We start from the raw sequence: 21,739 nt of genomic DNA, 5'->3' as shown, positions 1-21,739 counted from the left end.
ACGGATTGTCATTTAAAAGAGGAGTGCTTTTCAGTATGGCTCAACGTCGCAAAACGGCCAAACCGGCATACGACCCGCACACGGTCAAGGAGAACATCGTCGAAACCCCACTCGACGAGGAAATGAGCAAATCGTTCCTTGAGTACGCCTATTCGGTGATTTACGCGCGAGCGCTCCCCGACGCGCGCGACGGCCTTAAGCCGGTGCAGCGACGCATCATCTACCAAATGGGCCAGATGAACCTGACCCCTGACAAGCCGTATATGAAGTCCGCCCGCGCCGTCGGCGAGGTGATGGGCAAACTGCACCCGCACGGCGATTCCTCCATCTACGAGGCCATGGTGCGCCTCGCCCAGCCGTTTGCGATGCGCCTGCCGCTGGTGGACGGGCACGGCAATTTCGGCTCGCTGGACGACGGGCCCGCGGCCTCACGTTACACCGAGGCAAGGCTTGCGCCCACGGCGTTGGGAATGAACGCAGACATCGACGAAGATACGGTCGACTTCTCCCCCAACTACGACAACAAATTGAAAGAACCGGACGTGCTGCCGGCCGCCATTCCGAACCTGCTCGTCAACGGCGCTTCCGGCATCGCGGTGGGCATGGCCACCAACATGGCCACGCATAACCTCGGCGAAGTGGTCGCCGCGGCGAAATACCTGATGAAGCACCCCGACGCCACACTTGACGAACTGATGGACTACGTGCCGGGGCCGGACTGGCCGGGCGGCGGCATCATCATCGGCCGCGACGGCATACGCGAGGCCTACGAGACCGGACGCGGCACGCTGACCACCCGTTCCGCCACGCATATCGAGAACGTGACCGCCCGCAAGAAGGCCATCGTCGTCACCGAACTGCCGTTCATGGTCGGCCCCGAACGCGTGCTCGAACGCATTTCGGAAGGCGTGAAGAATCACCACATCGAAGGCGTTTCCGGTGCCATCGACCTGACCGACCGCCACAACGGCACGCGCATCGTCATCGAGATCAAAACCGGCTTCGACCCCAACGCCGTGCTCGCCCAGCTCTTCAAGAACACGCCGCTGGAAGACAACTTCACCATGAACAACGTGGCGCTCGTCCACGGACGGCCCCACACCATGGGCTTGAAGGAGATGCTTGAGGTCTGGGTGGAGCACCGGCGCAATGTCATCCACCGGCGCAGCGAATACCGTCTGCGCAAGGCGCAGGAGCGGCTGCATCTGGTCGAGGGCATGCTACTGGCGATGGTCGACATCGACGAGGTCATCCAGGTCATCCGCACTTCCGACAACGCCGACGCCGCCAAGACCCGGCTCATGGCCGTCTTCGACCTGGACGAGATCCAGGCGCAATACATCCTCGACCTGCGTCTACGCAGGCTCACCAAAATGAGCCGTATCGAGCTCGAGGCCGAGCAGGACGACTTGAAGCGGCAGATCAACGAGCTCAATGAGATCCTCGCCTCCGGCGAACGGCTTGACGAAGTCATCGTCTCCGAGATGGACGAGGCAGTGGAAAAGTGGGGCGACCCGCGGCGCACGGTGCTGCTCGAACGTCACGAGGACGGCAGCCTGACACCAGTGCGTTCGCTGGCTTCTTCCGGTTCTGTGGCTGACAGCGCCAACACCAACCCGGATTCCTCCGCTCTGGCCGCGATCCGCGTGGAGAACACGGTTTCGCAAGCGGCACAGGACGTCGAAGCCGCAAAGAAGGCCAAGAAGGCAGGCAATGTCGAGGAAGCGACAGCGGCACTGCGGCTTGACGACGAGCCCTGCGCGGTAATGCTGAGCGCGACCGGGCTCATCGCCCGCACCTCGCCGAGCGCCGTTGACCTTTGGCAGACGCGAGAAGCGAACGGGAAGCGCGCACACGACGACCAGATCGTCTCCATCTTCGCCAGCACAACGCTTTCCAGCTACGGGCTGATCACCTCTGCCGGACGCTTGGTTCTGGCCCACGTCGCCGATCTGCCATCGCTGCCGGCCAGTGAGAACCTGAACGTTTCCGGCGGTGTCAACGCCGACGAATTGCTCGGCATGACCACCAGCACAGAGCCCGTCTCCGGCGAACACGTCGTGGCGGCTATCGCTATGGGCGACGTTTCCGACAAGAACGAATCTGCGGATTCGAGCGACGACAATGCGAACGGCACTGATACCACCAATATCCCGCTGGCCATCGGCACCCGCAACGGCATCGTCAAGCGCTGGAACCGTGAGTCCCCCAGCACCATGGATTCCTGGCCGGTCATCGACTTGAAGGATGGGGATGCCGTCGTATTCGCCGCACCCGCAGCCGACGACGACCGCATCGTCTTCATCTCCTCGGATTCCTCGCTGCTCACCTTCGAGGCCAACGTTGTGCGCCCGCAAGGCCGCACCGCAGGCGGCATGAACGGCATCAGATTGGCCGAAGGACAGCACGTCGTGGCCTTCAACGTGGTGCCGGCCGGCAAGATCGCCTGGACATACGACGAAGGTGAAAACGGCCTGTACTCGGCCTCCGGAGCCGTCGTGCTCACCGTCGCCGGAGACGACGCGGCCCTGCCCGGCACCGAAACCGGAGCGGCCAAGGTGACCCCGCTGGAAATGTATCCGACCAAGGGACGCGGCACCGGCGGCGTGCGTTCGCAGCGCTTCCTCAAGGGCCAGAACACCCTGACCAGAGCTGCCATCGACACCTATCCGCTCTACGCCAGCACCTCCGGCGGCCAGCCCGTCGAACTGCCCAAACCGGACATGCGCCGTGACGCCTCGGGCGTGGATCTCCCCGCGCCAATCGAATACGTGGCATAAAAAAACAGCACCATCAAAAACAGGTGCGGTCGAAAAAAGTGGGGACGAATCCGTATAGATATCGTCCCCACTTTTGCATTGATTGCGTAATATCAATCAAGGCCGTTCATCAGTTGTACATAGCCTGCTGAACTTTCTTGTCATCGATATTATCGGCGTTGTACCAGAAGCATCCAGAATCAACGGTCTTCGGTACCTTCTTGCCATCCAGGCGCTTGACGGCATTCTCAATCGTCTTGTAACCGATCTGATACGGATTCTGCGAGACCGAGCCGGCGACCACCTTGTTGCGGATGTACTGCTGCTGAGCCTTACCGGAATCCACGCCGACCAGGACCACCTTGCTGCCCGTCTTATGAGCCGCCTCCACAGGGGTCGCGGCACCGACGACATTGATCTCGTTCGTCGCGAAGATTCCATCAATGTCCGGATTGGCTTGCAGGATCGCGCTCGCGATGTCCTGGGCTTTGGACTGATCCGCACTCGTATACTGAACGGAACCCACCATCTTCATATCAGGCGCGTTCTTCTTCATGTAGTTGAGGAAGCCGTCCCTGCGTTCCGTCGAGGTGGCATCGGTCTGGCTGTGGGCGATCACCGCATATTTGCCCTTGCTGTTCAGCAGCTTGCACATGTTCTCAGCCGCGAGCCTGCCGACTTCGGTGTTGCTGGTCTTGACGGACGACGTGATCAGGCTGTCGTTCTTGACGAATGCGGTATCGAAGGCGAACAGCGGGATGTTGGCGCTTTTCGCGCTCTTCAAAGCCGCGGTCAGCGAAGCCTCATCAAGCGGCGCGATGGCGATGGCGTCCGGAGACTTGTTCACCGCGTTCTGCACCATATCCGCCTGCTTATCGACCTGGCTGTCATTGTCAGGACCGTTGAAGTTGACAGTGGCCCCATACTTTTTCGCAGCGGCATCGGCACCCTGGTGCACCGAGACCCAGTAGCTCTGGCTGAATCCCTTGGCGACCATGGATATCTCGTATTTGTGTTTGCCGTTTGCAGAGCTGCCGCCGCCATTACCGCAAGCGGAAAGAGGGACAAGCGTCATTGCCAACACAGCTAAACCTGCTATAACTTTTTTCTTCATTGAAATTTCCTCATTCTTATTGTTCATTGTTTCTGTCAGGCTCATCGCCCAACAGTCATTTCCTATCTACTTCTTTTCTCCTTTCCTATTTGGCTTTCTGCTGATTGTGCTGCCGATACACATCGACAAGAACCGCGACGATCACCACGACGCCCAGGAACACCTTCTGCCACGGATCGGGTACAGAAAGGATCTGAAGGCCGTTGTTGATCGTGGTGATGATGAGCGCGCCCAGCACCGTGCCCACGATTGAGGCGCGGCCACCGGTCAGGGAGGCGCCGCCGATGACGGCAGCAGCGATCGCGTACATCTCATAACCTTGCCCTGTGGCCGGCTGCGCGGCACTCAGACGGGAGGCCATCACCACACCAGAGAGCCCGGTGAAGCAACCGGTGAGAACGTAGACTCCCCACTTCCAGCGCCTCACATTGACACCGGACATACGGGTCGCCTCTTCGTTGGAGCCCATGGCCAACGCATAACGTCCCAGACGGGTCTTGTTGAGGATGATCCAGGAGAGCACGGCCACAAGCAGGAAGATCCACACCGCATTCGGAATCCCCAAAATCTGGGTTCCACGGGCTATCTGGTCGAATCCAGCCTGGTCAGTGGTATAAACGGGCTTCGATCCGGACAGGATAAGCGCCACGCCTTGGCATACCAGCATCATGGCCAAAGTCGCGATCATCGGCTGCATGCCGAATCCGGCGATGAGCAGGCCGTTGACCCAACCAAGCACGGCTCCGGAAAGAATGCCAATCAGCACAGCGACCCAAATCGGCAAGTGGAACGTCACCATCATCATCGCGGTGATGACGCCGGTCATCGCCATACCAAGACCGGGGGTGATATCGATGCCGCCCGTGGAAATCGCGAATGTCACGCCGAGAGCTTGGATGCCGGTGACGGCGGAGGCAAGCAGCAGGGCCACGATGTTGCCCATCTTCATGAAGTGCGGGTCAGCGAGAGAGAAGATGATGAGCAACGCGATCCATGTGGCGAGGATGAAAAGCTGCTGCACCACCGAGGATGGCAAATGTTTTGCTAAACGATTATTTTTTATTGATTTTGATTTCTTGGAAATTTCCATGATCTGTTCCCTTACTTCTACTTTGTCTTATCGAATTGCGTGGCGAGTTGCATGATTTTCTCCTGCGTGGCCTCGCTGCGTGAAAGCTCCCCGGTCAATGCACCATTGCACATCACCAGGATGCGGTCAGAAAGACGCAACAATTCCTCCATCTCGGAAGAGATGACCACAATCGCATGACCTTCCTTCGCCAATTGGTCGAGCAATGTGTAGATCTCCTGTTTGGCGCCGACATCGATGCCTCGGGTAGGCTCATCGAAGATCAGGACCTTGCAGTTTTTGGCGAGCCATTTCGCGACAACCACTTTCTGCTGGTTGCCACCCGAGAGATTCTTCACCAACTGCTCGTTCGATGGCGTCTTGATGCTCAACGAGCTGACGAATTTCGCGGCCGTCTTGCGCATCGGCGCGTCCCGGACGAGACCGGCCTTGGTGAAATCGCGAAGTGAGGGAAGCATGATATTGTCATTGACCGATTCATCCAGCACCAGGCCGAACTGTTTACGGTCCTCGGACAAATAGGCTATTCCGGCGTTCACGGCGTCAAAAGGCTTCTCGACCTTTATGGGCTTGCCCTCAAGGAAGATATCACCGCTTTTACGCTGGTCGGCCCCGATCACACAACGCGCGAGCTCGGTCCTTCCGGCGCCTTCGAGGCCACCAATGCCAAGGATCTCGCCAGCCTTCACATCGAAAGACACATCTTTGACAAGGTTCGTGCTGACATGCCTGGCCTCCAGGACCGGCTGGGCCGACACGTTCTGCCTGGCGTCGCGAGAGTATGGCGTGATCTTGCGCCCCACCATGAGCTTGACGATCTCGTCCTTATTCGTCTTGGCCGTCTCGACCTCCTGGACGAATTGCCCATCGCGGAACACCGTGATCCGATCCGAGATCCTCATCAGCTCCTCCATGCGGTGGGAGATGTAGATGATCGCGGTGGTGGGCGATATGAATTCGCGCATCAAAGCGAAGAGCGTATCGACTTCCTTTTCGCTCAACGCGGCCGTAGGCTCATCCATCACCAACAGCTTTGACTCGAACGAAAGCGCCTTGGCTATCTCCACCATTTGCTGGCCGGCGACCGACAGATCGCGGACGTATGTCTTGGGATTAAAGGAAACCCCTACCCTGTCCAGCAATTCCTGGGAACGTGAAATGGCTTCTTCGTCATGCATGAAGCCTTTCACTTTGGACATAGGCTCACGGCCCAGAAAGATATTCTGTGCGATGGTCAAATCCGGAACGAGATTCAGCTCCTGATGGATGAGGCTGACCCCTTGAAGCTGCGCCGCGGAAGGATTTTCGGGAGCGTAAGGCTTGCCTTCCAATAGCACCTTTCCGCCATCACGTTGATAGACGCCTCCAATGATCTTCATCAAAGTCGATTTCCCCGCGCCGTTCTCACCCATCAGCGCATGGATCTCCCCATAGCGCACGTTAAGCGAGACATTGTCCAGCGCCAATACCCCAGGAAACCTTTTGGAAACTCCATCGACTTGCAACAAGTACTGTGATCCCACATCTTGTTCTGTCATCTAAACTCCAAACGTTTGAATGTATGGTAGGGACCACCTGAAAGCCTTTGAAAACCCGAGGTGATCCCATGCACCCTTATTGATTAGTCGACCAGCTTATTCTGCTTCTGGGTAAGCTTCGCCTGATGAGGAGGCAATACCAGCTTGCCGAGGATGCCGAATTTCTTGGCACCGCAGGCGTCCGGGATATTATCGCCAATGCTTCTCTTGGTCGAGAAGGCGATGGTCGCGAACTTGATCGCCTCCTTGTACTGCGGAGGCACACCGATGACGTCGGAGGACTCCAACTTCACGCCTTCGGGAAGGCGCTCGGCGATCATCTTCATCATGGTCTTGTTCCTCACGCCGCCACCGCTGGCGATGAGGCGCTTGACCGGCAGGCCCGTCGGGACGATGAACTGCTTGAAGGCACGGGTGATGGCTTCCGCCGTGAATGCGGTCAGGGTCGCGAGGATGTCCTCATGCGAGAGGTTCGAATACTTCTCGAGCATCGATTCCGTGTATTCGGCGCCGAAATCCAGCCTCCACGCGCAACGCGGAATGTCGCGCTTGAAGAACGGGTGCTGCAGCAATTCGTCGAGCATGGTCTGGTTGATCGTGCCTTTTGCGGCGACCTCGCCGTCCTTGTCATAGCCCTTGCCGTAGAACTTGCGCATCGCGGCGTCGATCATCACGTTGCCGGGGCCGCAATCGAAGGCCTTCATCCTGGACCTGTCGGCGCAAGCCACATGGCAGTTCGAAATGCCGCCGATATTCAATGTCGCCGTCGGCTCGGTATGGCGGAACATCACATAGTCGAAGTACTGCATAAGCGGCGCGCCAGTGCCTTGCAGCGCATGGTCGACGCTTCTGAACTGCGTGACCACCGGGGCGTCGGTCAACACGGCGACGACGCCCGGCTCACCGATCTGCAGGCCGCAAGGATAGCCGTATTCCGTCCACATCTTATAGAAAGGCTCGCCTTCCGGGTATTTGGCCATCTGCTCATGCTCCGGCGGCTCCTGGTAAATGGTCTGCCCATCATAGCCGATGACATCAAGGTCCTCGCCCTTGAGATTGTGCTTCGCCATCAGCTCCATCGCGGCCTGCGCGAACACAGCCCCGCATATATAGTTCAGACGGGTCAGCTTGAAGATACCCAGCGTGTCATCGAACGCGGCGAGAACCTGCTTCTGAATCTCCTCCGGCCAATCGATCGAAAGCCCGTCGATGTACTTGGGAGGCAGAACGCTGCCATCCTCGGCTTGATTTATCTCGATGAGGACGGCATCGACTCCGTCGAACGAAGATCCGCTGTTCAGTCCAATTGCGTATGGCATATAAAACCTCTTAGTTTTGCTAAACGTTTATCAAAATGTAAAAAATAAACGTTATTATATTTTTTGTCGATTTAAATGATTCCGTACTTACAAATAATAAGCAGTACGGTGATTTGAAACTTTACCTACGATATTCAGCAACTTTGCTTTACCGCTTTCTGCATGACCTCCTTTCAATGAGACGGACGGGAATCGAGAGTTTTTGCCCTGTCATCGAGTCTCCGGTGATCTCATCCAGCACGAACCTGGCGGCCTGACGGCCGATCTCGTCCATGTTCTGGGAAATGACCGTCAATGGCGGGGTGAGCATCGGGGCCCAATCGAAGTCATCGACGGAAATCACCGAAAGATCTTTGCCAATTCGCACTCCCCTGTCATTCAACGCCTTGTAGGTCCCCATCACCATAAGAATGTTCAACGCGAAAACCGCATCGGGCCTATCCTCCTCGGTGGCGTTATCGAGGATGTCCCCCAACTTCCTGGCGGCTTCCTCCGGGGTGTTGTCGGACTCCACAACGGTGACTTTCATGGACCATTTCCTGGCTTTTTCCTCGAACCCCCTGATACGTTCGAGGCAGGTGGACCACATCTTGGGGTAGGTGAGCACGACGATGTTTTTGTGATTCAACTTCCCCAAATACTCGCCGGCGAGACGGCCCGCCTGATAATTATCGCTGCCAACAAACGGCCATCTGACATTGGCCGCGGAAGGCTGATCGACGAAGACGACGGGAACCTGGAACGATTCGATGATCCCCAGCGATTTCGCGCTCATTGGGTAAGCCGCAATGACCGCGGCGGGCCTCTGCTCCAAGAGAAGCCTCACCGATTCCTCCTCCGTGCTGTCCACATTGGCCTTATCCTCCAGAACATCGCTGGTCATCGCATAATAGCCATATTCACGCAAAGCCCCCGCAACCACATGGGTGAGCATGGAATAGTACTGGTTGCGTCCGCTTGCGGTCAATATCCCGACCGTATGGCCGCTTTGAGTTCTCAGACCGGCGGCCACCCCATTGCGGACATACCCTATTTGTGAAGCGGCCTTGACCACTTTGCGTCTTGTCGATTCCGCTACACCGTCCGCTCCCCTCAGCGCTTTCGACGCAACATATACAGAAACGTCAGCCGCCTTGCCGACATCCTTGAGTGTTGGTCTCTTATTCATAGCGTTCCTTTGCTAATCGTTTATTATCTAAGATATTATCACTAATTTTCAGAAACACAAATCCGCTGTCGACTTTTTTAATTATTTGCATTGCCTTTTATGAAAAACACTGGTAGAAACCAGCTATCTGTATAGTTTCATGCCTTGCGGGGACGGGGTGAAACCGGCAGCGCGCAACAGCTGCGCGTAATAGCTTAAAGCGGCCAAAGGCTCGCCGTTGACATCGCGGAAGGTGACGCTGCCGTGCTTGTTTCCGTTTCGCCGGCCCGATTCATACCGCTCGCGCAAGGTGTCGGCCAGCTTGGTGACGGCGCGTTGCAGCTCGAAATCGGTGGCGTCAAAGCACAACAGGTGATGGCTGGACGGGATGGCGTAGAGTATCGGCTTGCCTTCGATGAAGATGACGAAGGAACCGACCTTGCGCATGGGTTGCACCGGTTTTCCGCGCTTATGGCCCGGTTCCCGGCTGTTCTTCAAATCTGGTGGCGTGATACTGTTCTCGTCATCTTCAACAGCATCCGCCAATGCGCTCATCGACGGCCACGCCACCGCACCGCCGGCAAGACTGGCCGGGTCGGCGGCATCGAGCGCCACTGCGAGCGGGGCGTCCTGCGTACGCCATTGGCGGAGTTGGTCGATGGTGGCGCGCTGCGCGAATTGAACCGCCGACAAGCCGCGAACGAACATGCCGCGAACCAACGTGCCGGTGGCCTCCATCTGCTTCAGGACCGGGTAGATGTCCGAAAAACTCAAGTTTCCCGGGTCCATATCCATCAACGGCGGCGCGATGATGCCATAACGGTCGAGCAACACCTCGACCTGCGCGATGGCGCGTTGTTCCGGCCCCACGTCTTGGGGTTTGGGCACGGCCGACCACAAACCCGCCAATGTTCCCGGCAACTGCGGGCGTCGCTCGACCCGTGCGCGACCGTAGAGCCGATGACGGCTCATTGACGCCCTTGCATACGAACGGCTGGCAGGTCGTGCACCATTGCCATTTTTCAACAAGGCGCGAACTGGGGCGAACGAGGAATTGGCCACTTTGCCAAGCCACACCAATGACCAAAGTTCCCGTTCAAAGCCCGAATCACCCAGTGAAGACACGCGGACTTCGCCGGTCAACGGATCCACGACCTCCTGAGGTTTTTGGCCACCATTGGCACGCCACCGCGCCTCAAGCTGCTCGCCGCGATAGGAGCCGCCGAGAGACAGCAGCGACATCATGCCGTTATCAGGTGAATCACCCTCCTCCAACGTCAACAAATCGGGTTGGATGGAATGATCACCGGGTTGAGCATCAGCCACGGAAGTCTTGGGATACCGGATTTCCGCCAGTTGACTGTTGCCGTCCCTTCTACCATCCGTTCCTGTCGCCATCGGCTGCGCAGCTGCCTCAAAATCAGAATGACCAGAGACTGAATCAGGGTCGCCGATACGTGCAAGCAATGGTGAATCCGAGAGATAGAACGCTATTTTTCCGGGTTTCAACGATAGGTTGGGATTTTCGCTATCAGTATTGCCATCCTTGGAACCAACCCAGACAACCTCACCGGCCGAAAGCAGCTCGTCAAGCATCGATGGGGTGAAGTCCGGCACTCTGACGGGGAACACCGACGACTCCCACATCGCGGCTGGCAACGGCATCCCTTCAAGCTGCTCGATGACACGCAGCAGACCATCCGTTCCGACAAACCGTGGCCAAGCAACTTGAGAGCCTTCTGAAGCCTCCTCGATTGGTTCGTTTTCCTCGGCATTTTCTTCACCGGCCCAATAGCCCTGTTTGGACGAGCTGTGTCGGAAAACCGCATTGCCGGCTTTCGCGCCGATTCCCTGCCGCACCAGTAGCCATGACTGGTACACTTCGGAACCCACCGGTTTCAGAGATTTGCGCGTCAGCGTCTGCGAACGCGAACGAATGCGACGGAACACCTCGCGGTGCAGATATTGTGGGCTCGGCAAATCCTTGATAAACGTTCCGGTCATCAGCGCGCCGCAGGCCTTCAAATCATCGAGCTCGTGAACCACCGTGGCGGCATCCAAACCGAGCTCCTTCACGGCCTGGTCCGCGGTGAACGGCCCATGCGTTTTGGCAAACCGCACCATTCTGCCGGCGACGTCATCAGGTTCCAGCTCGTTCCAGAACTGCCTGTGGCTCAGCTCGTCCTCGACCTGTTTGATGGCTTTCGGGTCGAGGGCGTCAGCGATATGTTCGCTGCCCAGCAGCTCCTCCAACACTTCCGGGTCCATCGCCAACAGCGAGGCGCGACGCTCGGCCTGGGGCGAGTCGTACTCGTACATCACCGAGCCCACGAAGCCGAAGAGCAGGTTCTGCGCGAATGGCGACGGACTTTGCGTCTCGACGTCCTTGATTTCGATGTTGCCGTCATCGATGTCGGTCATGAGGCGCTTCAACGCAGGCAGGTCATAGACATCCTGCAGGCATTCGCGGGCGGTCTCCAAGACCAGCGGGAAATTGTGCTGGGTTTTTGCCGCCGCCAAGAGCTCCGAAGCACGAAGACGCTGCTGCCACAACGGCACGCGCTTGCCGGGGTTCATCCTCGGCATGTACAGCGAGCGAGCAGCGCACTCTCGGAACCGGGTGGCAAAAAGCACCGAGTCACCGACCTCCTCCTCCACATCGCGCAACAATTCGTCGGCATCGAACTGGAAGAGCTCGGCGGCGCTGACATGGCTGTCCTGCTCGGGCAGCCGCACGACGATGCTATCATCGGTGGCGTAGGTCTGCCCGTCGAAACCATACTTGCGCTTGAGTCGGTTGGTGATGGCGAGCGCCCAAGGCTCGTGGACACGCCGGCCATACGGCGAATGCAGGATGATCCGCCAGTCACCTTCCTCATCCTGACAACGCTCGATGACGATGGTCTTGTCAGTAGGCAGTGCGCCTGTGGCAGCTTTCTGCTCGGCCAACAAGCGGGCAAGATTGGCTCTGCCATTATCGTCCAAACCGTTGTCGCACAAGCGTTGCTCGGTGGTGGTATCAAAATGCGGTTCGGCATTGCCGCTCCAGTTCGTGCTGTCAATACGCTTTGAAGCGGCGGAATCCGGCAAGTCGGCGACATCCGACGAAACACCGGCAGAAGATGGCCTGTTGTTAGCGGAATCATCAGGAGAATTAGATTCATCGACAACAGCAGAAGCACTGGTATCAAAATGTGGCTTGTCGTTGTCATTATCAGATTGTGATATATCCATAACCGGCGACGACGCTGGTATCAGGCCATTGCCGATTTCGCGGACGAACGAGCCAAGCAAGGCTCCGAAACCGGCGTCACGCCCCGGTCCTTCGCCATGCCAGAACGGCAGTCGCGCGGTGCGCCCCGGAGCTGGCGTGACCACCACGCGGTCGTTGGTGATCTCGTCGATCTGCCACGTCGAGGTGCCGAGCGTAATGACATCGCCTACTCGGGACTCGTAGACCATCTCCTCGTCGAGCTCCCCCACCTTCTTGCGGCCCGATCCGGCATCCGCTTCTGGAAGGACGACGGTGTAGGTGCCACGGTCGGGAATGGTGCCGCCGCTGGTGACGGCCAAACGCTGAGCTCCGGGACGGGCGGAGATGAGGCCTTGTTCCGTGTTCAGTTGCAGAGGTGGCCGGAAAGCCGAGAATTCCTCGGAATTGTAGGCACCGGTCAACATGCCGATGACATTGTCGAACATATCGCGCGAAAGCGTGGCGAACGGAGCGGTGCGACGCACGGCAGCATACCAATCGTCGGTTTTGAGATCATCCATAGCCGCCGTGGCGACCGTCTGCTGGGCGAGAATGTCGAGCGGATTATGGCGAACAGCCAACGGTTCGATCTCGCTGCGCCTCATACTCTCCACGGTCGCCGTGGAAGTGATCAGCTCCTGACGGGTCAGCGGGTAGAACAGCGCATGCGAGACGCCACCGACGCGATGGTCGGCCCTGCCGACACGTTGCAGGCCGGATGAGACGGAAAGGGGCGGCGCGACCTGGATGACCATGTCGACCGCGCCCATATCGATGCCGAGCTCGAGGCTGCTGGTGGCGACTACACAACGCAGACGACCATGCTTCAGGTCATCCTCGATGACCTTGCGTCGTTCCTTGGAAACGGAACCGTGGTGCGCCATGGCGATGGTCTCGCTTTTCGGGTGCGAGCCGACTAACGATGTCGAAGAGCCGACAACGGAATCGTAGTGTTTGCCGTCACCATAGGATCGATTGTCGACGTCGACACCACATTCGGTTTCGGCGTACAAATCGTTGATGCGCGCCGTCAATCGTTCGGCCAGCCCACGGGAATTGACGAACACCAGCGTGCTGTGATGGCTCAGAATCTCATCGAGGATGCTGCGTTCGACCGCCGGCCAAATGGAGTGCGAAGCGGAAACATTCGGTGAGGAATAGTCGCCATGTTTGGTCGATGCATTCGAATTACCAGGCGTATCGTCAATATTCGCATTACGGTCTACAGGATTCTTTTGAGCTTTCGCCAACGCTCGCATGGCTGGACTGACACCGCTGATATGGCGAGAATCATGATGTTCGGCATTGCGTTCCGATTTCCCTTTTCCTACGCCGGCCCCGCCGACATGGAATCCGCCCTCGTCATCAGAGGCGGTGCCCAACGCCCCCATATCCGCGACAGGCTCGACGATCTTCAGATCCATGTGCACCGGGTCGGTGGCGTCGACGATTGTGACCGGCTGGTCTCCACCCAGGAAAAACGCGGCTTCCTTCGGCGGATTGACCGTCGCCGAAAGCCCGATGCGCTGCACCTTTCGGCCGGTCAGCAAATCGAGACGTTCCAAACTCAAGGCCAGATGCGCCCCACGCTTGGTGGCGGCGAGCGCATGCACCTCGTCGACGATGACGGTCTCAACGCCTTTGAGGATGCGCCGGGCCTTCGAAGTCAAGAGCAGATACAACGACTCTGGTGTGGTAATCAAAATATCCGGCGGATGCGTGGCGATGCGGCGGCGTTCCTTGGCCGTAGTGTCCCCCGAACGAATCGCCACGTCGACGTCAGGCGGTTTCACACCTTGTGTAATACATTCTGCGGCTATGCCTTCCAACGGCACCCGCAGGTTGCGCTCGACGTCAGCCCCCAACGCCTTCAACGGCGAGATATAGAGAACCTTGACACCGGATTTGGCGTTCCTGCCCAGCTTGCCGGCCTTGTTTGACTTGGCTGCTTTTCTTGGCTTGTCAACCTTGGAACCAGCCACCAATCCATGAGTTGGTTCATCAGGTTCATCGGGTTCATCAACCGGCATTGGCCTGCCACCGGTTTTACAAGACTCGGCCTTAGCTACGGATTCATTGCGCTGAGCCGATTGCTCTACGATCAGCCCATCAATGGCCGAAAGAAACGCGGCCAAGGTCTTGCCGGAACCAGTGGGCGCGACCACCAAGACGTTCTCCCCGGCTTTGATATGCGGCCACGCCTCCTGCTGGGCGTCCGTCGGCGCCGAAAACGCATGTCTGAACCACGCCTTGGTGGGCGACGAGAACAGATCCAGACATTCGTACATATGTTCGATTATCGCAACGCCTCAGGACGTGCAGACCGTCAAATCCTCTTCAGACGCACCTTGCGGCGCAACGTTTCGTGCATGACGACCATGATGACCAGGAACACCAGCAGATACCACGGATACAGCGCGATGGAGATGTGTTGCGCAATCAGCCCGAACACCGGCGGCATCAGCATCGAGCCGGTGTAGGCGCAGGCCATCTGCACACCCACGATCGCCTGTGAGCGCTCGACACCGAAATAATCGGGTGTGGAGTGAATGACGCACGGGTAGATCGGCGCGCAGCCCAGTCCGATCAGCAGCAGTCCGGCCACCGTGGCGGCGTGGCCGGGCAATGGCAGCATCATGATGACGATGCCCAAAAACAGCACGAACTGGCCGATGCGGATCATCGTCGGATCGTCAAAGCGGATTGTCAAGAACCCGCTCAACCCGCGGCCGACGGTGATGCCCAGATAGAACAGGCTGGCCAGGCTCGCCGCGACGACTTTGCTGATGCCGTCGTGGTCGACCATGTAGCTCGAGGCCCAGAGCCCCGAAGTGGTCTCCATCGCGGAATAGCAGAAGAACATCAGCAGAATCTCTTTGGCACCAGGGATCGCCAAGACTCCACGAAGCCCCAACGGCTTGACGTGAGCGGGTTCGCCGTCACTAACACCCGCGGAAGTGGAGACGGAAACAGCGCCGTTTTCTTGGTTATCCGAAGCATAAGTTGCGGTATTGCCATTTGAATCGGAAGACACGGCGGAGTCAGCGGTCACAACGGCCTTGTCATCGTCCGCCTTGGCGTCACCCGCCACATTGCGTTCCTTCCACAACGGCAAGGAAAGCACGATGATCGCGGTGAGCGCCACCTGGATGATGGCGATGTAGCGGTAGCCCCACGGCCAACCCTGACCGTTGGAAAGCGCGAAACCCATGATGTAGGGGCCGACCGAGGCGCCGATGCCCCACATGCAGTGCAACCAGCTCATGTGGCGGCTCGCGTAATGAATCGCGACGTAGTTGTTGAGCGCGGCATCCACGCCGCCGGCCCCGAGGCCGTAGGGGATGGCGATAAGCGCCAGCACCCAGTAGTTCGGCGCGACCGAAAAGCCGAACAACGCCAGAGCGGTCATGCCCACCGACGCGGCGGTCAGTTTGCCGGTGCCGAAACGCAGGGTCATCCGGTCGGAAAGCAGCGACGAGACGACGGTGCCCGCCGAGATGATCATCGAGATGCCGCCGACCCAGGAAAGCGGCACGCCCATCTGCGGACGCATGCTCGGCCAGACGGCTCCGAGCAACGAATCGGGAAGGCCCAACGAGATGAACGCCATGTAGATGACGGCCAGCAACAGATTGGTCACGATGACTCCTTCGGGTCATGACGCGGTTTTCGATATCAGTTATCGCGATGTCGAAAACCAAAAAGACAACGTTTTCATTATCGCACACAGGTAACGACGAACCTTAATGGGCCGACGAAACGAATCTCATAATATGAAAGCAGACGGGAAGTCACACCGCCACACACGCCACGACGAATGAAAACAAAGGCAAAAACTTGACTGAACGGAGTGGAAGCCCTTGGCTTCTGATCACGCGCAGGGTCGAGAAGCCTACGCAAACCACCATCAAGGAATCAGGTGTCGATCTTGGTGCGGTCGAAATCGTCGGCGTTATCGACGATGAACTGACGACGCGGCGGTACCTCATCGCCCATGAGGAGAGTGAAGATACCGCTGGCGTCCTCAGCTTCCTCCATCGAAATGCGACGGAGCATGCGGGTGCGCGGATCCATGGTGGTGTCGGCCAGCTGATCGGCATCCATCTCTCCAAGACCCTTGTAGCGCTGCACGTCGGGGTTGTAGGCGATGCCTTTCTTGTCGAGGTCGGCGAGCTTGCCGGCCAGTTCGTCGTCGGAATAGGTGTAGATGAACTCGCCCTTGTGTTTGCCGGCCAAGGCGATGCGGTGCAGCGGCGGCACGGCGGCGTAGACGTGGCCGTGCGAGATGAGCGGGCGCATGAAGCGGTAGAAGAGCGTCAGCAATAAGATACGAATATGTGCGCCGTCGACATCGGCATCGGTCATCATGATGACCTTGTCGTAGCGGGTCTGGGTGACGTCGAAGTTCGCGCCGGAGCCGGCGCCGATGACCTGAATGATGGCCGAGCACTCCTTGTTGGCGAGGATCTGGGTCATGCTGGCCTTCTGCACGTTCAAAATCTTGCCACGAATCGGCAGGAGCGCCTGGAAGCCGGAGTTGCGGGCGGCCTTGGCGGTGCCAAGTGCGGAATCGCCCTCGACGATGAACAGTTCGGCCACGTCGTCGTTGCCCGGTTGGCAGTCGGAGAGCTTGGCGGGCATGGAGGCGGATTCGAGCGCGTTCTTGCGGCGGGTGACCTCTTTGGTCTTGCGTGCCTGAATGCGGGCGTGCATCTCGCCGACGATCTTTTCAAGCACCCGTCCGGATTGCTCCTTGAAGCCACGCCGTGTCCCGTTGATCATCTCGCCGAACTGTTTGTCGGTCATTCTGGCGACTATCGGGCGGACGGGGGCCGTACCGAGCACGTCCTTGGTCTGGCCCTGGAACTGCGGTTCGGCGATGCGCACGGTGACCACGGCGACAAGGCCGGCGAGGATGTCGTCGCGCTCGACCTTGTTTTTGGTGTCTTTCAAGTTGACTTTGAGCTTGCGGGCATTGGCTTCGACGGCCTTGCGGACCTGCTTGGTGATGCTTTGCAGGAAGCCGTCGACGTGCATGCCGCCGCCGGGCGTCTCCACCACGTTGACGAAACTGCGGATGGTGGTGTCGTAGCCATTGACCCAGCGCAAGGCGATGTTGACCGAGCAGTCGCGCTTGATCTTCTCAGCGTGCAGGTCGCCGTTCGTGTCGACCGCCTGCGTTTCCTCGGTGTAGGTGGCGTCGCCGGCGATGCTCCAGACCGTCGAGACCGGTTCGCCGTGGGAAAGGAAATCGACGAAGTCCTTAACGCCACCGGTGTGCAGGAATTCCTCGACGCGCTTGTGCGGTCGTTCCAGAGCCCCGTCCGTTTCAACGTTCAGGGAAGCATTGGCTTCGGTGCCGCTTTCGCCTTCATGGCTGTCTTGGGTTTCGTCCAAGGAATGAGCATCGTCATCTTCTGCGGTTTCGGAGTCATCATCAGCCGTGTTGGCTTGATCATCATCTTCCAATAATTCCTCATCGTCATTCGCCCCATCTTTTTCGGAGTCACCGAACGAAACCGCGGAGTCATCGAATGGAACCGCTGAATCATCGTCATCATCGAAAGCGGAGGCCAACGTAGGGGTCTTAGCAGTCTTAGCGGCATCCACGCCGTCCGAACCATCACCGGTGGAAGATTCCTCGGGCTGGGGCGCGTCGACCTCGAACATGTCATCGACGGCGGCGTCACCGGTCTCGGGGATGTTCTCGTCGATGACCACGATCTTCAAGCCCGGCACAAGGAAGCTGGTCTGGCGCACACGGTCGATGAGCTGCTCGTAGCTGAAACGGGCGGTGTCGTTGAAGATCTCGGGGTCGGCCCAGTAACGGATGCGGGTGCCGGTGGTCTTGCGCGACACCTTGCCGATGACCTCAAGGTCGGTCGGCTTGCCTTTGCGGGTCTTCTTGAATTTGTTGTCCGGCGAGCGGTGTTCGGCGTCCGGATCGTCATAAACCCCGGGATGGCCTTGATGGAACGCCATGTGGTAGGTCTTGCCGTTGCGGTCGACCTCGACATCGAGGCGTGAGCTCAAGGCGTTGACGACAGAGGAGCCGACGCCGTGCAGGCCACCGGAAGCGCCATACGAGGAATTGCCGAATTTCGCGCCGGCGTGCAGCTTGGTCAGCACGACCTCGACACCGGTGAGCTTGGTCTTCTTTTCGACGTCGACGGGAATGCCACGGCCGTTGTCGGCCACTTCGATGGAACCGTCGGTATGCAGGGTGACCACGATCTTGTCGCAGGCGCCAGCGAGCGCCTCGTCGACGGAGTTGTCGATGATCTCCCACAGGCAGTGCATGAGTCCCTGGCTATCGGTGGTGCCGATATACATGCCGGGGCGTTTGCGCACGGCGTCAAGCCCTTCCAGCACGGACAGGTTCTTGGCACTGTATTCCTCAACCATTCGCTTCTATACCTACCTCAAATTTTGTCTGTCAGGCTCTTGGCCACGAATTATCAGGATACCCAACAGCCTCGCCAACACCGTTTCACACCTATCGGAAAACAACTACGAAACGTTGAATTCCCAGCATTTCTCCGTCCATACAATATGGAAAACCCGCCGTACGAAACGGCGGGCATCCAAAGCGATCACTGGTCGAGGAAATCGCGCAGCGTCTGTGAACGAGACGGGTGGCGCAGCTTCGACATGGTCTTGGACTCAATCTGGCGGATGCGCTCACGGGTGACCCCATAGACGCGGCCGATGTCGTCCAAGGTCTTGGGCTGACCGTCCTCAAGGCCGTAACGCATCTTGATGACGCCGGCCTCACGTGGCGAAAGCGTCTCGAGCACCTGCTTGAACTGCTCCTGCAACAGCGAGAAGGCAACAGCCTCGGAAGGGGCGATCGCGTCGGTATCCTCAATCAGATCACCGAACTCGGAATCGCCGTCTTCGCCAAGAGGTGTGTGCAGCGAGATCGGCTCGCGGCCGTACTTCTGCACCTCCTGCACCTTCTCGACCGGCATGTCGAGCTCACGGGCCAGCTCGTCGGGCGTGGGCTCGCGGCCCAGGTCCTGCAGCATCTGACGCTGCACGCGCGAAAGCTTGTTGATGACCTCGACCATGTGGACGGGCACGCGAATCGTGCGGGCCTGGTCGGCCATGGCGCGGGTGATGGCCTGGCGAATCCACCAGGTGGCGTATGTGGAGAACTTGAAGCCCTTCTTCCAGTCGAACTTCTCGACGGCGCGGATCAAGCCCAGATTGCCTTCCTGAATCAAATCGAGGAAGAGCATGCCGCGGCCGGTGTAACGCTTGGCCAGCGAGACGACCAGACGAAGGTTGGCCTCCAACAGGTGGTCCTTGGCCTTCTTGCCGTCGTTCGCGGCCCATTTGAGCTCGCGCTTGCGCTTGAAGTCCATGCCATCGGACTGGGTGTCGAGCAGGTGCTGGGCGTAAAGCCCGGCCTCGATGCGCTCGGAGAGGTCGACTTCCTGCTCGGCGTTCAGCAGGCTCACGCGGCCGATTTGCTTCAGGTAATCCTTGACGGGGTCGGCGGTGGCGCCCGCGGCGACCACACGGCGCTTGGGGTTGCCGGAGGGGGTCAGATTGTCATCGTCGTCGTCATTGTTGCTGACGATAAACGCGCCCTTGGCCTTTGGCAGCTCCTCGGAGTCATGATGGGAGGCGTCGGTGTCGTCATCCTCATCATCCTCGACGTCCTCATCGGAAGAGGAGTCCTCATCATCCTCGTCGTCATCGGGCAATGTCGAGGAATCGTCCGACAAATCGTCGAAATCCTCGTTCTCGTCGACCTCGCCGACATCCTCCATGTCGTCTTCCTGGAGCTCATCGTCGTCGACGATGTCCTCGGCCTGCTCAGTCTGCTCGTCGTCCATTTCTTCGGATTGCTTGACCGGCTTGGACTTCTTGCTGGAATCCTTGGGAGCGGATTTGACTGCCTTGGAAGTTTTGGTGTCTTTGGAGACTTTGGTTTCCTTGGCAGCCTTGGTTTCCTTGGCAGCTTTGGTGGTCTCAGAAGCTGTGGTAGCCTTGGTGCTTTTGGTCGTCTTAGCTTTCTTAACAGCTTCGGTGGAGCCCGCGGCGCTTTTCTTCGTCGTTTTCTTGGCAGCGCTTGTTGACGTGGCGGCCTTCTTGGCCTTCGTCGTTTTGGCAGACTTTTTGGCTGGCGCCGGTGAAGAAGACGAACGACTTGACTTCGACTTACGAGTGACTTCGCTATCCTCGCTCTGCTTAGCCTGTGCGGTTGCTGCCTTTTCCTTCTTGGCCAAACTTGTCCTCCTCAAGTGAATCCGATTGCTCCACGCATCTAAAAAACACGCAAATACGCCATATTACAAATTTTGTGACTATAAGAGTCAACCATCTCATCAGGACGATTATTCCCGATAACCGCAAATCCTTTCGTCAAAAAATATCAAAATGACCCATTCGCCAACAAAGCCTCAAACCGAACCCCGTCAAAATGCCGTCAACGCCTTCCTCCATCAGCATTTCAAACGCCAGGCGGGCCTCAATCCTTGGGCCAGGGCGGAGCAGATGATACGCGCCAATGTGCACTGCCCATCGACCTCAAGCGCACGCGTGGCATAGTCGAGGGCGTCATCGCTGCCCAGCCACCATGAGCCATACGCCGCCACGGTCAACGGTTGCACTTCGAAGCGCCCACAAACCTGGCTGGCCATGCCGTCAAGCATGTCGATGCCACACGCGCAGCGCTCCGGGTCGGGTGAGCAGTCGGCGTCGTTGAAGGCGCGATCGAGCAGGCGGTAGAGCCGGATGACATTGGCCGGGTCATGCGGGCTCGAGGCCAGATCGAGCATCGCCTTGGTGTCGACCACCGTCCGTGCACCGCCCACCAGCGACATGATCAGGGCGTCGCGTGCGGAGAGCATGTCTGCCATGGCCACGCAAAGCTCGGCCGCGTGTTCTTCCGACATGTGGTGCACATGACTTTCAAGATTGCCGTTCCATTCGTCGAAAGGCGCATCGAGCCAATCGCGGTTGGCCTTGGCGATACCCTCCTCCATCTTGCGATGTTGCAACCGGCGGGCCAGGGCCTCCAGCTCGTCATCGTCCTGTTGCGTCCAAGCCTCATCGGCGACGGCGGCGAAACAACCGTCAAGGTCGGACGGAATGCACCGCCGATCCGATGGGCCGGAAGCCGGATTCTCTTCCCTCAGGCCGGCCGGAGGGCATCGGTGTGTGCCAATGGGGGCTCGACGCGGAGAGCGCTTGCCCGCCTTGCCGCCCCTTCCCGGCCCTCCACCATTCCCGGTTCCACTGGCATGGCGTTTCCCTGATCCTCTTCTTTTGCCGCTATTCCCACTTGTTTTCCGGGTTGTCGGCTTCGATGCCGAGCTCCTTTCCTCTGATTCATCCATGATGTCGCTCGATGATCGCTGTGCCATATCGTTCCTCCTGTTGTGCTTGGTTTGTCCTTGGCCGCTGGTCAAGGTGGAAACTTCCCGTTCGATTCACTATGGCACATTTTCCGCGATTTCCGCGTGATTTCCGGCCACTGTGGTCGAACGCTTCTTAGCGTTGGAAATC

General features: G+C 58.5%; 11 protein-coding genes. 1 reads left to right on the top strand and 10 read right to left on the bottom strand.

The features are described from left to right. Positions 1–35: 35 nt before the first annotated feature. Positions 36–2,780 (top strand): DNA topoisomerase IV subunit A, encoded by a 2,745-nt coding sequence (locus tag OZX73_RS03145; RefSeq protein WP_277150582.1) that lies wholly within the window; start codon positions 36–38, stop codon positions 2,778–2,780. A gap of 109 nt (positions 2,781–2,889) precedes the next feature. Here OZX73_RS03145 and OZX73_RS03140 read toward each other — a convergent pair whose 3' ends face one another. From OZX73_RS03140 to OZX73_RS03095, 10 genes are all read right to left on the bottom strand, one after another. Further along, positions 2,890–3,834, bottom strand: a complete 945-nt coding sequence (locus OZX73_RS03140; RefSeq protein ID WP_277150580.1) for an ABC transporter substrate-binding protein — start codon at positions 3,832–3,834, stop codon at positions 2,890–2,892. A gap of 124 nt (positions 3,835–3,958) precedes the next feature. Next, the gene (locus OZX73_RS03135) at positions 3,959–4,963 is read right to left on the bottom strand and encodes an ABC transporter permease (protein ID WP_277150577.1); all 1,005 of its coding nucleotides are present in this window, start codon (positions 4,961–4,963) and stop codon (positions 3,959–3,961) included. A 17-nt stretch (positions 4,964–4,980) separates the two neighbouring features. Then, complete coding sequence (locus tag OZX73_RS03130) at positions 4,981–6,501, bottom strand: sugar ABC transporter ATP-binding protein (RefSeq protein ID WP_277150575.1); 1,521 nt, start codon at positions 6,499–6,501, stop codon at positions 4,981–4,983. A gap of 83 nt (positions 6,502–6,584) precedes the next feature. Further along, positions 6,585–7,820 (bottom strand): anhydro-N-acetylmuramic acid kinase, encoded by a 1,236-nt coding sequence (locus OZX73_RS03125; protein WP_277150574.1) that lies wholly within the window; start codon positions 7,818–7,820, stop codon positions 6,585–6,587. A 148-nt stretch (positions 7,821–7,968) separates the two neighbouring features. Next, positions 7,969–8,988: a LacI family DNA-binding transcriptional regulator gene (locus OZX73_RS03120; protein ID WP_277150572.1), complete on the bottom strand. Its 1,020-nt coding sequence runs from the start codon at positions 8,986–8,988 to the stop codon at positions 7,969–7,971. A 123-nt stretch (positions 8,989–9,111) separates the two neighbouring features. Next, on the bottom strand, positions 9,112–14,508 hold the full coding sequence (locus OZX73_RS03115; protein WP_277150568.1) for a DEAD/DEAH box helicase: 5,397 nt from the start codon (positions 14,506–14,508) through the stop codon (positions 9,112–9,114). Positions 14,509–14,546: 38 nt separating this feature from the next. Continuing rightward, positions 14,547–15,860: an MFS transporter gene (locus OZX73_RS03110; protein ID WP_277150566.1), complete on the bottom strand. Its 1,314-nt coding sequence runs from the start codon at positions 15,858–15,860 to the stop codon at positions 14,547–14,549. Between the two features lie 275 nt (positions 15,861–16,135). Beyond that, complete coding sequence (locus OZX73_RS03105; RefSeq protein ID WP_277150563.1) at positions 16,136–18,625, bottom strand: DNA topoisomerase IV subunit B; 2,490 nt, start codon at positions 18,623–18,625, stop codon at positions 16,136–16,138. Between the two features lie 188 nt (positions 18,626–18,813). Next, entirely contained in the window at positions 18,814–20,457 is a 1,644-nt protein-coding gene (locus OZX73_RS03100) for an RNA polymerase sigma factor (RefSeq protein WP_277150562.1), read from the bottom strand. A gap of 216 nt (positions 20,458–20,673) precedes the next feature. Further along, positions 20,674–21,597, bottom strand: a complete 924-nt coding sequence (locus OZX73_RS03095; protein WP_277150561.1) for a hypothetical protein — start codon at positions 21,595–21,597, stop codon at positions 20,674–20,676. Between the last annotated feature and the right edge of the window lie 142 nt (positions 21,598–21,739).

The organism is Bifidobacterium sp. ESL0775 (genome assembly GCF_029395475.1).
Classification (GTDB): Bacteria; Actinomycetota; Actinomycetes; order Actinomycetales; family Bifidobacteriaceae; genus Bifidobacterium.
Note: the sequence above shows the minus strand (reverse complement) of the source record. Positions and strands in the feature narration are given on the sequence as shown.

Coding starts and splice junctions, on each gene's coding strand:
- OZX73_RS03140 (WP_277150580.1), bottom strand. CDS start 3,834: ATGACGCTTGTCCCTCTTTCCGCTTGCGGTAATGGCGGCGGCAGCTCT.
- OZX73_RS03095 (WP_277150561.1), bottom strand. CDS start 21,597: ATGGCACAGCGATCATCGAGCGACATCATGGATGAATCAGAGGAAAGG.
- OZX73_RS03135 (WP_277150577.1), bottom strand. CDS start 4,963: ATGGAAATTTCCAAGAAATCAAAATCAATAAAAAATAATCGTTTAGCA.
- OZX73_RS03120 (WP_277150572.1), bottom strand. CDS start 8,988: ATGAATAAGAGACCAACACTCAAGGATGTCGGCAAGGCGGCTGACGTT.
- OZX73_RS03115 (WP_277150568.1), bottom strand. CDS start 14,508: ATGTACGAATGTCTGGATCTGTTCTCGTCGCCCACCAAGGCGTGGTTC.
- OZX73_RS03130 (WP_277150575.1), bottom strand. CDS start 6,501: ATGACAGAACAAGATGTGGGATCACAGTACTTGTTGCAAGTCGATGGA.
- OZX73_RS03105 (WP_277150563.1), bottom strand. CDS start 18,625: ATGGTTGAGGAATACAGTGCCAAGAACCTGTCCGTGCTGGAAGGGCTT.
- OZX73_RS03125 (WP_277150574.1), bottom strand. CDS start 7,820: ATGCCATACGCAATTGGACTGAACAGCGGATCTTCGTTCGACGGAGTC.
- OZX73_RS03145 (WP_277150582.1), top strand. CDS start 36: ATGGCTCAACGTCGCAAAACGGCCAAACCGGCATACGACCCGCACACG.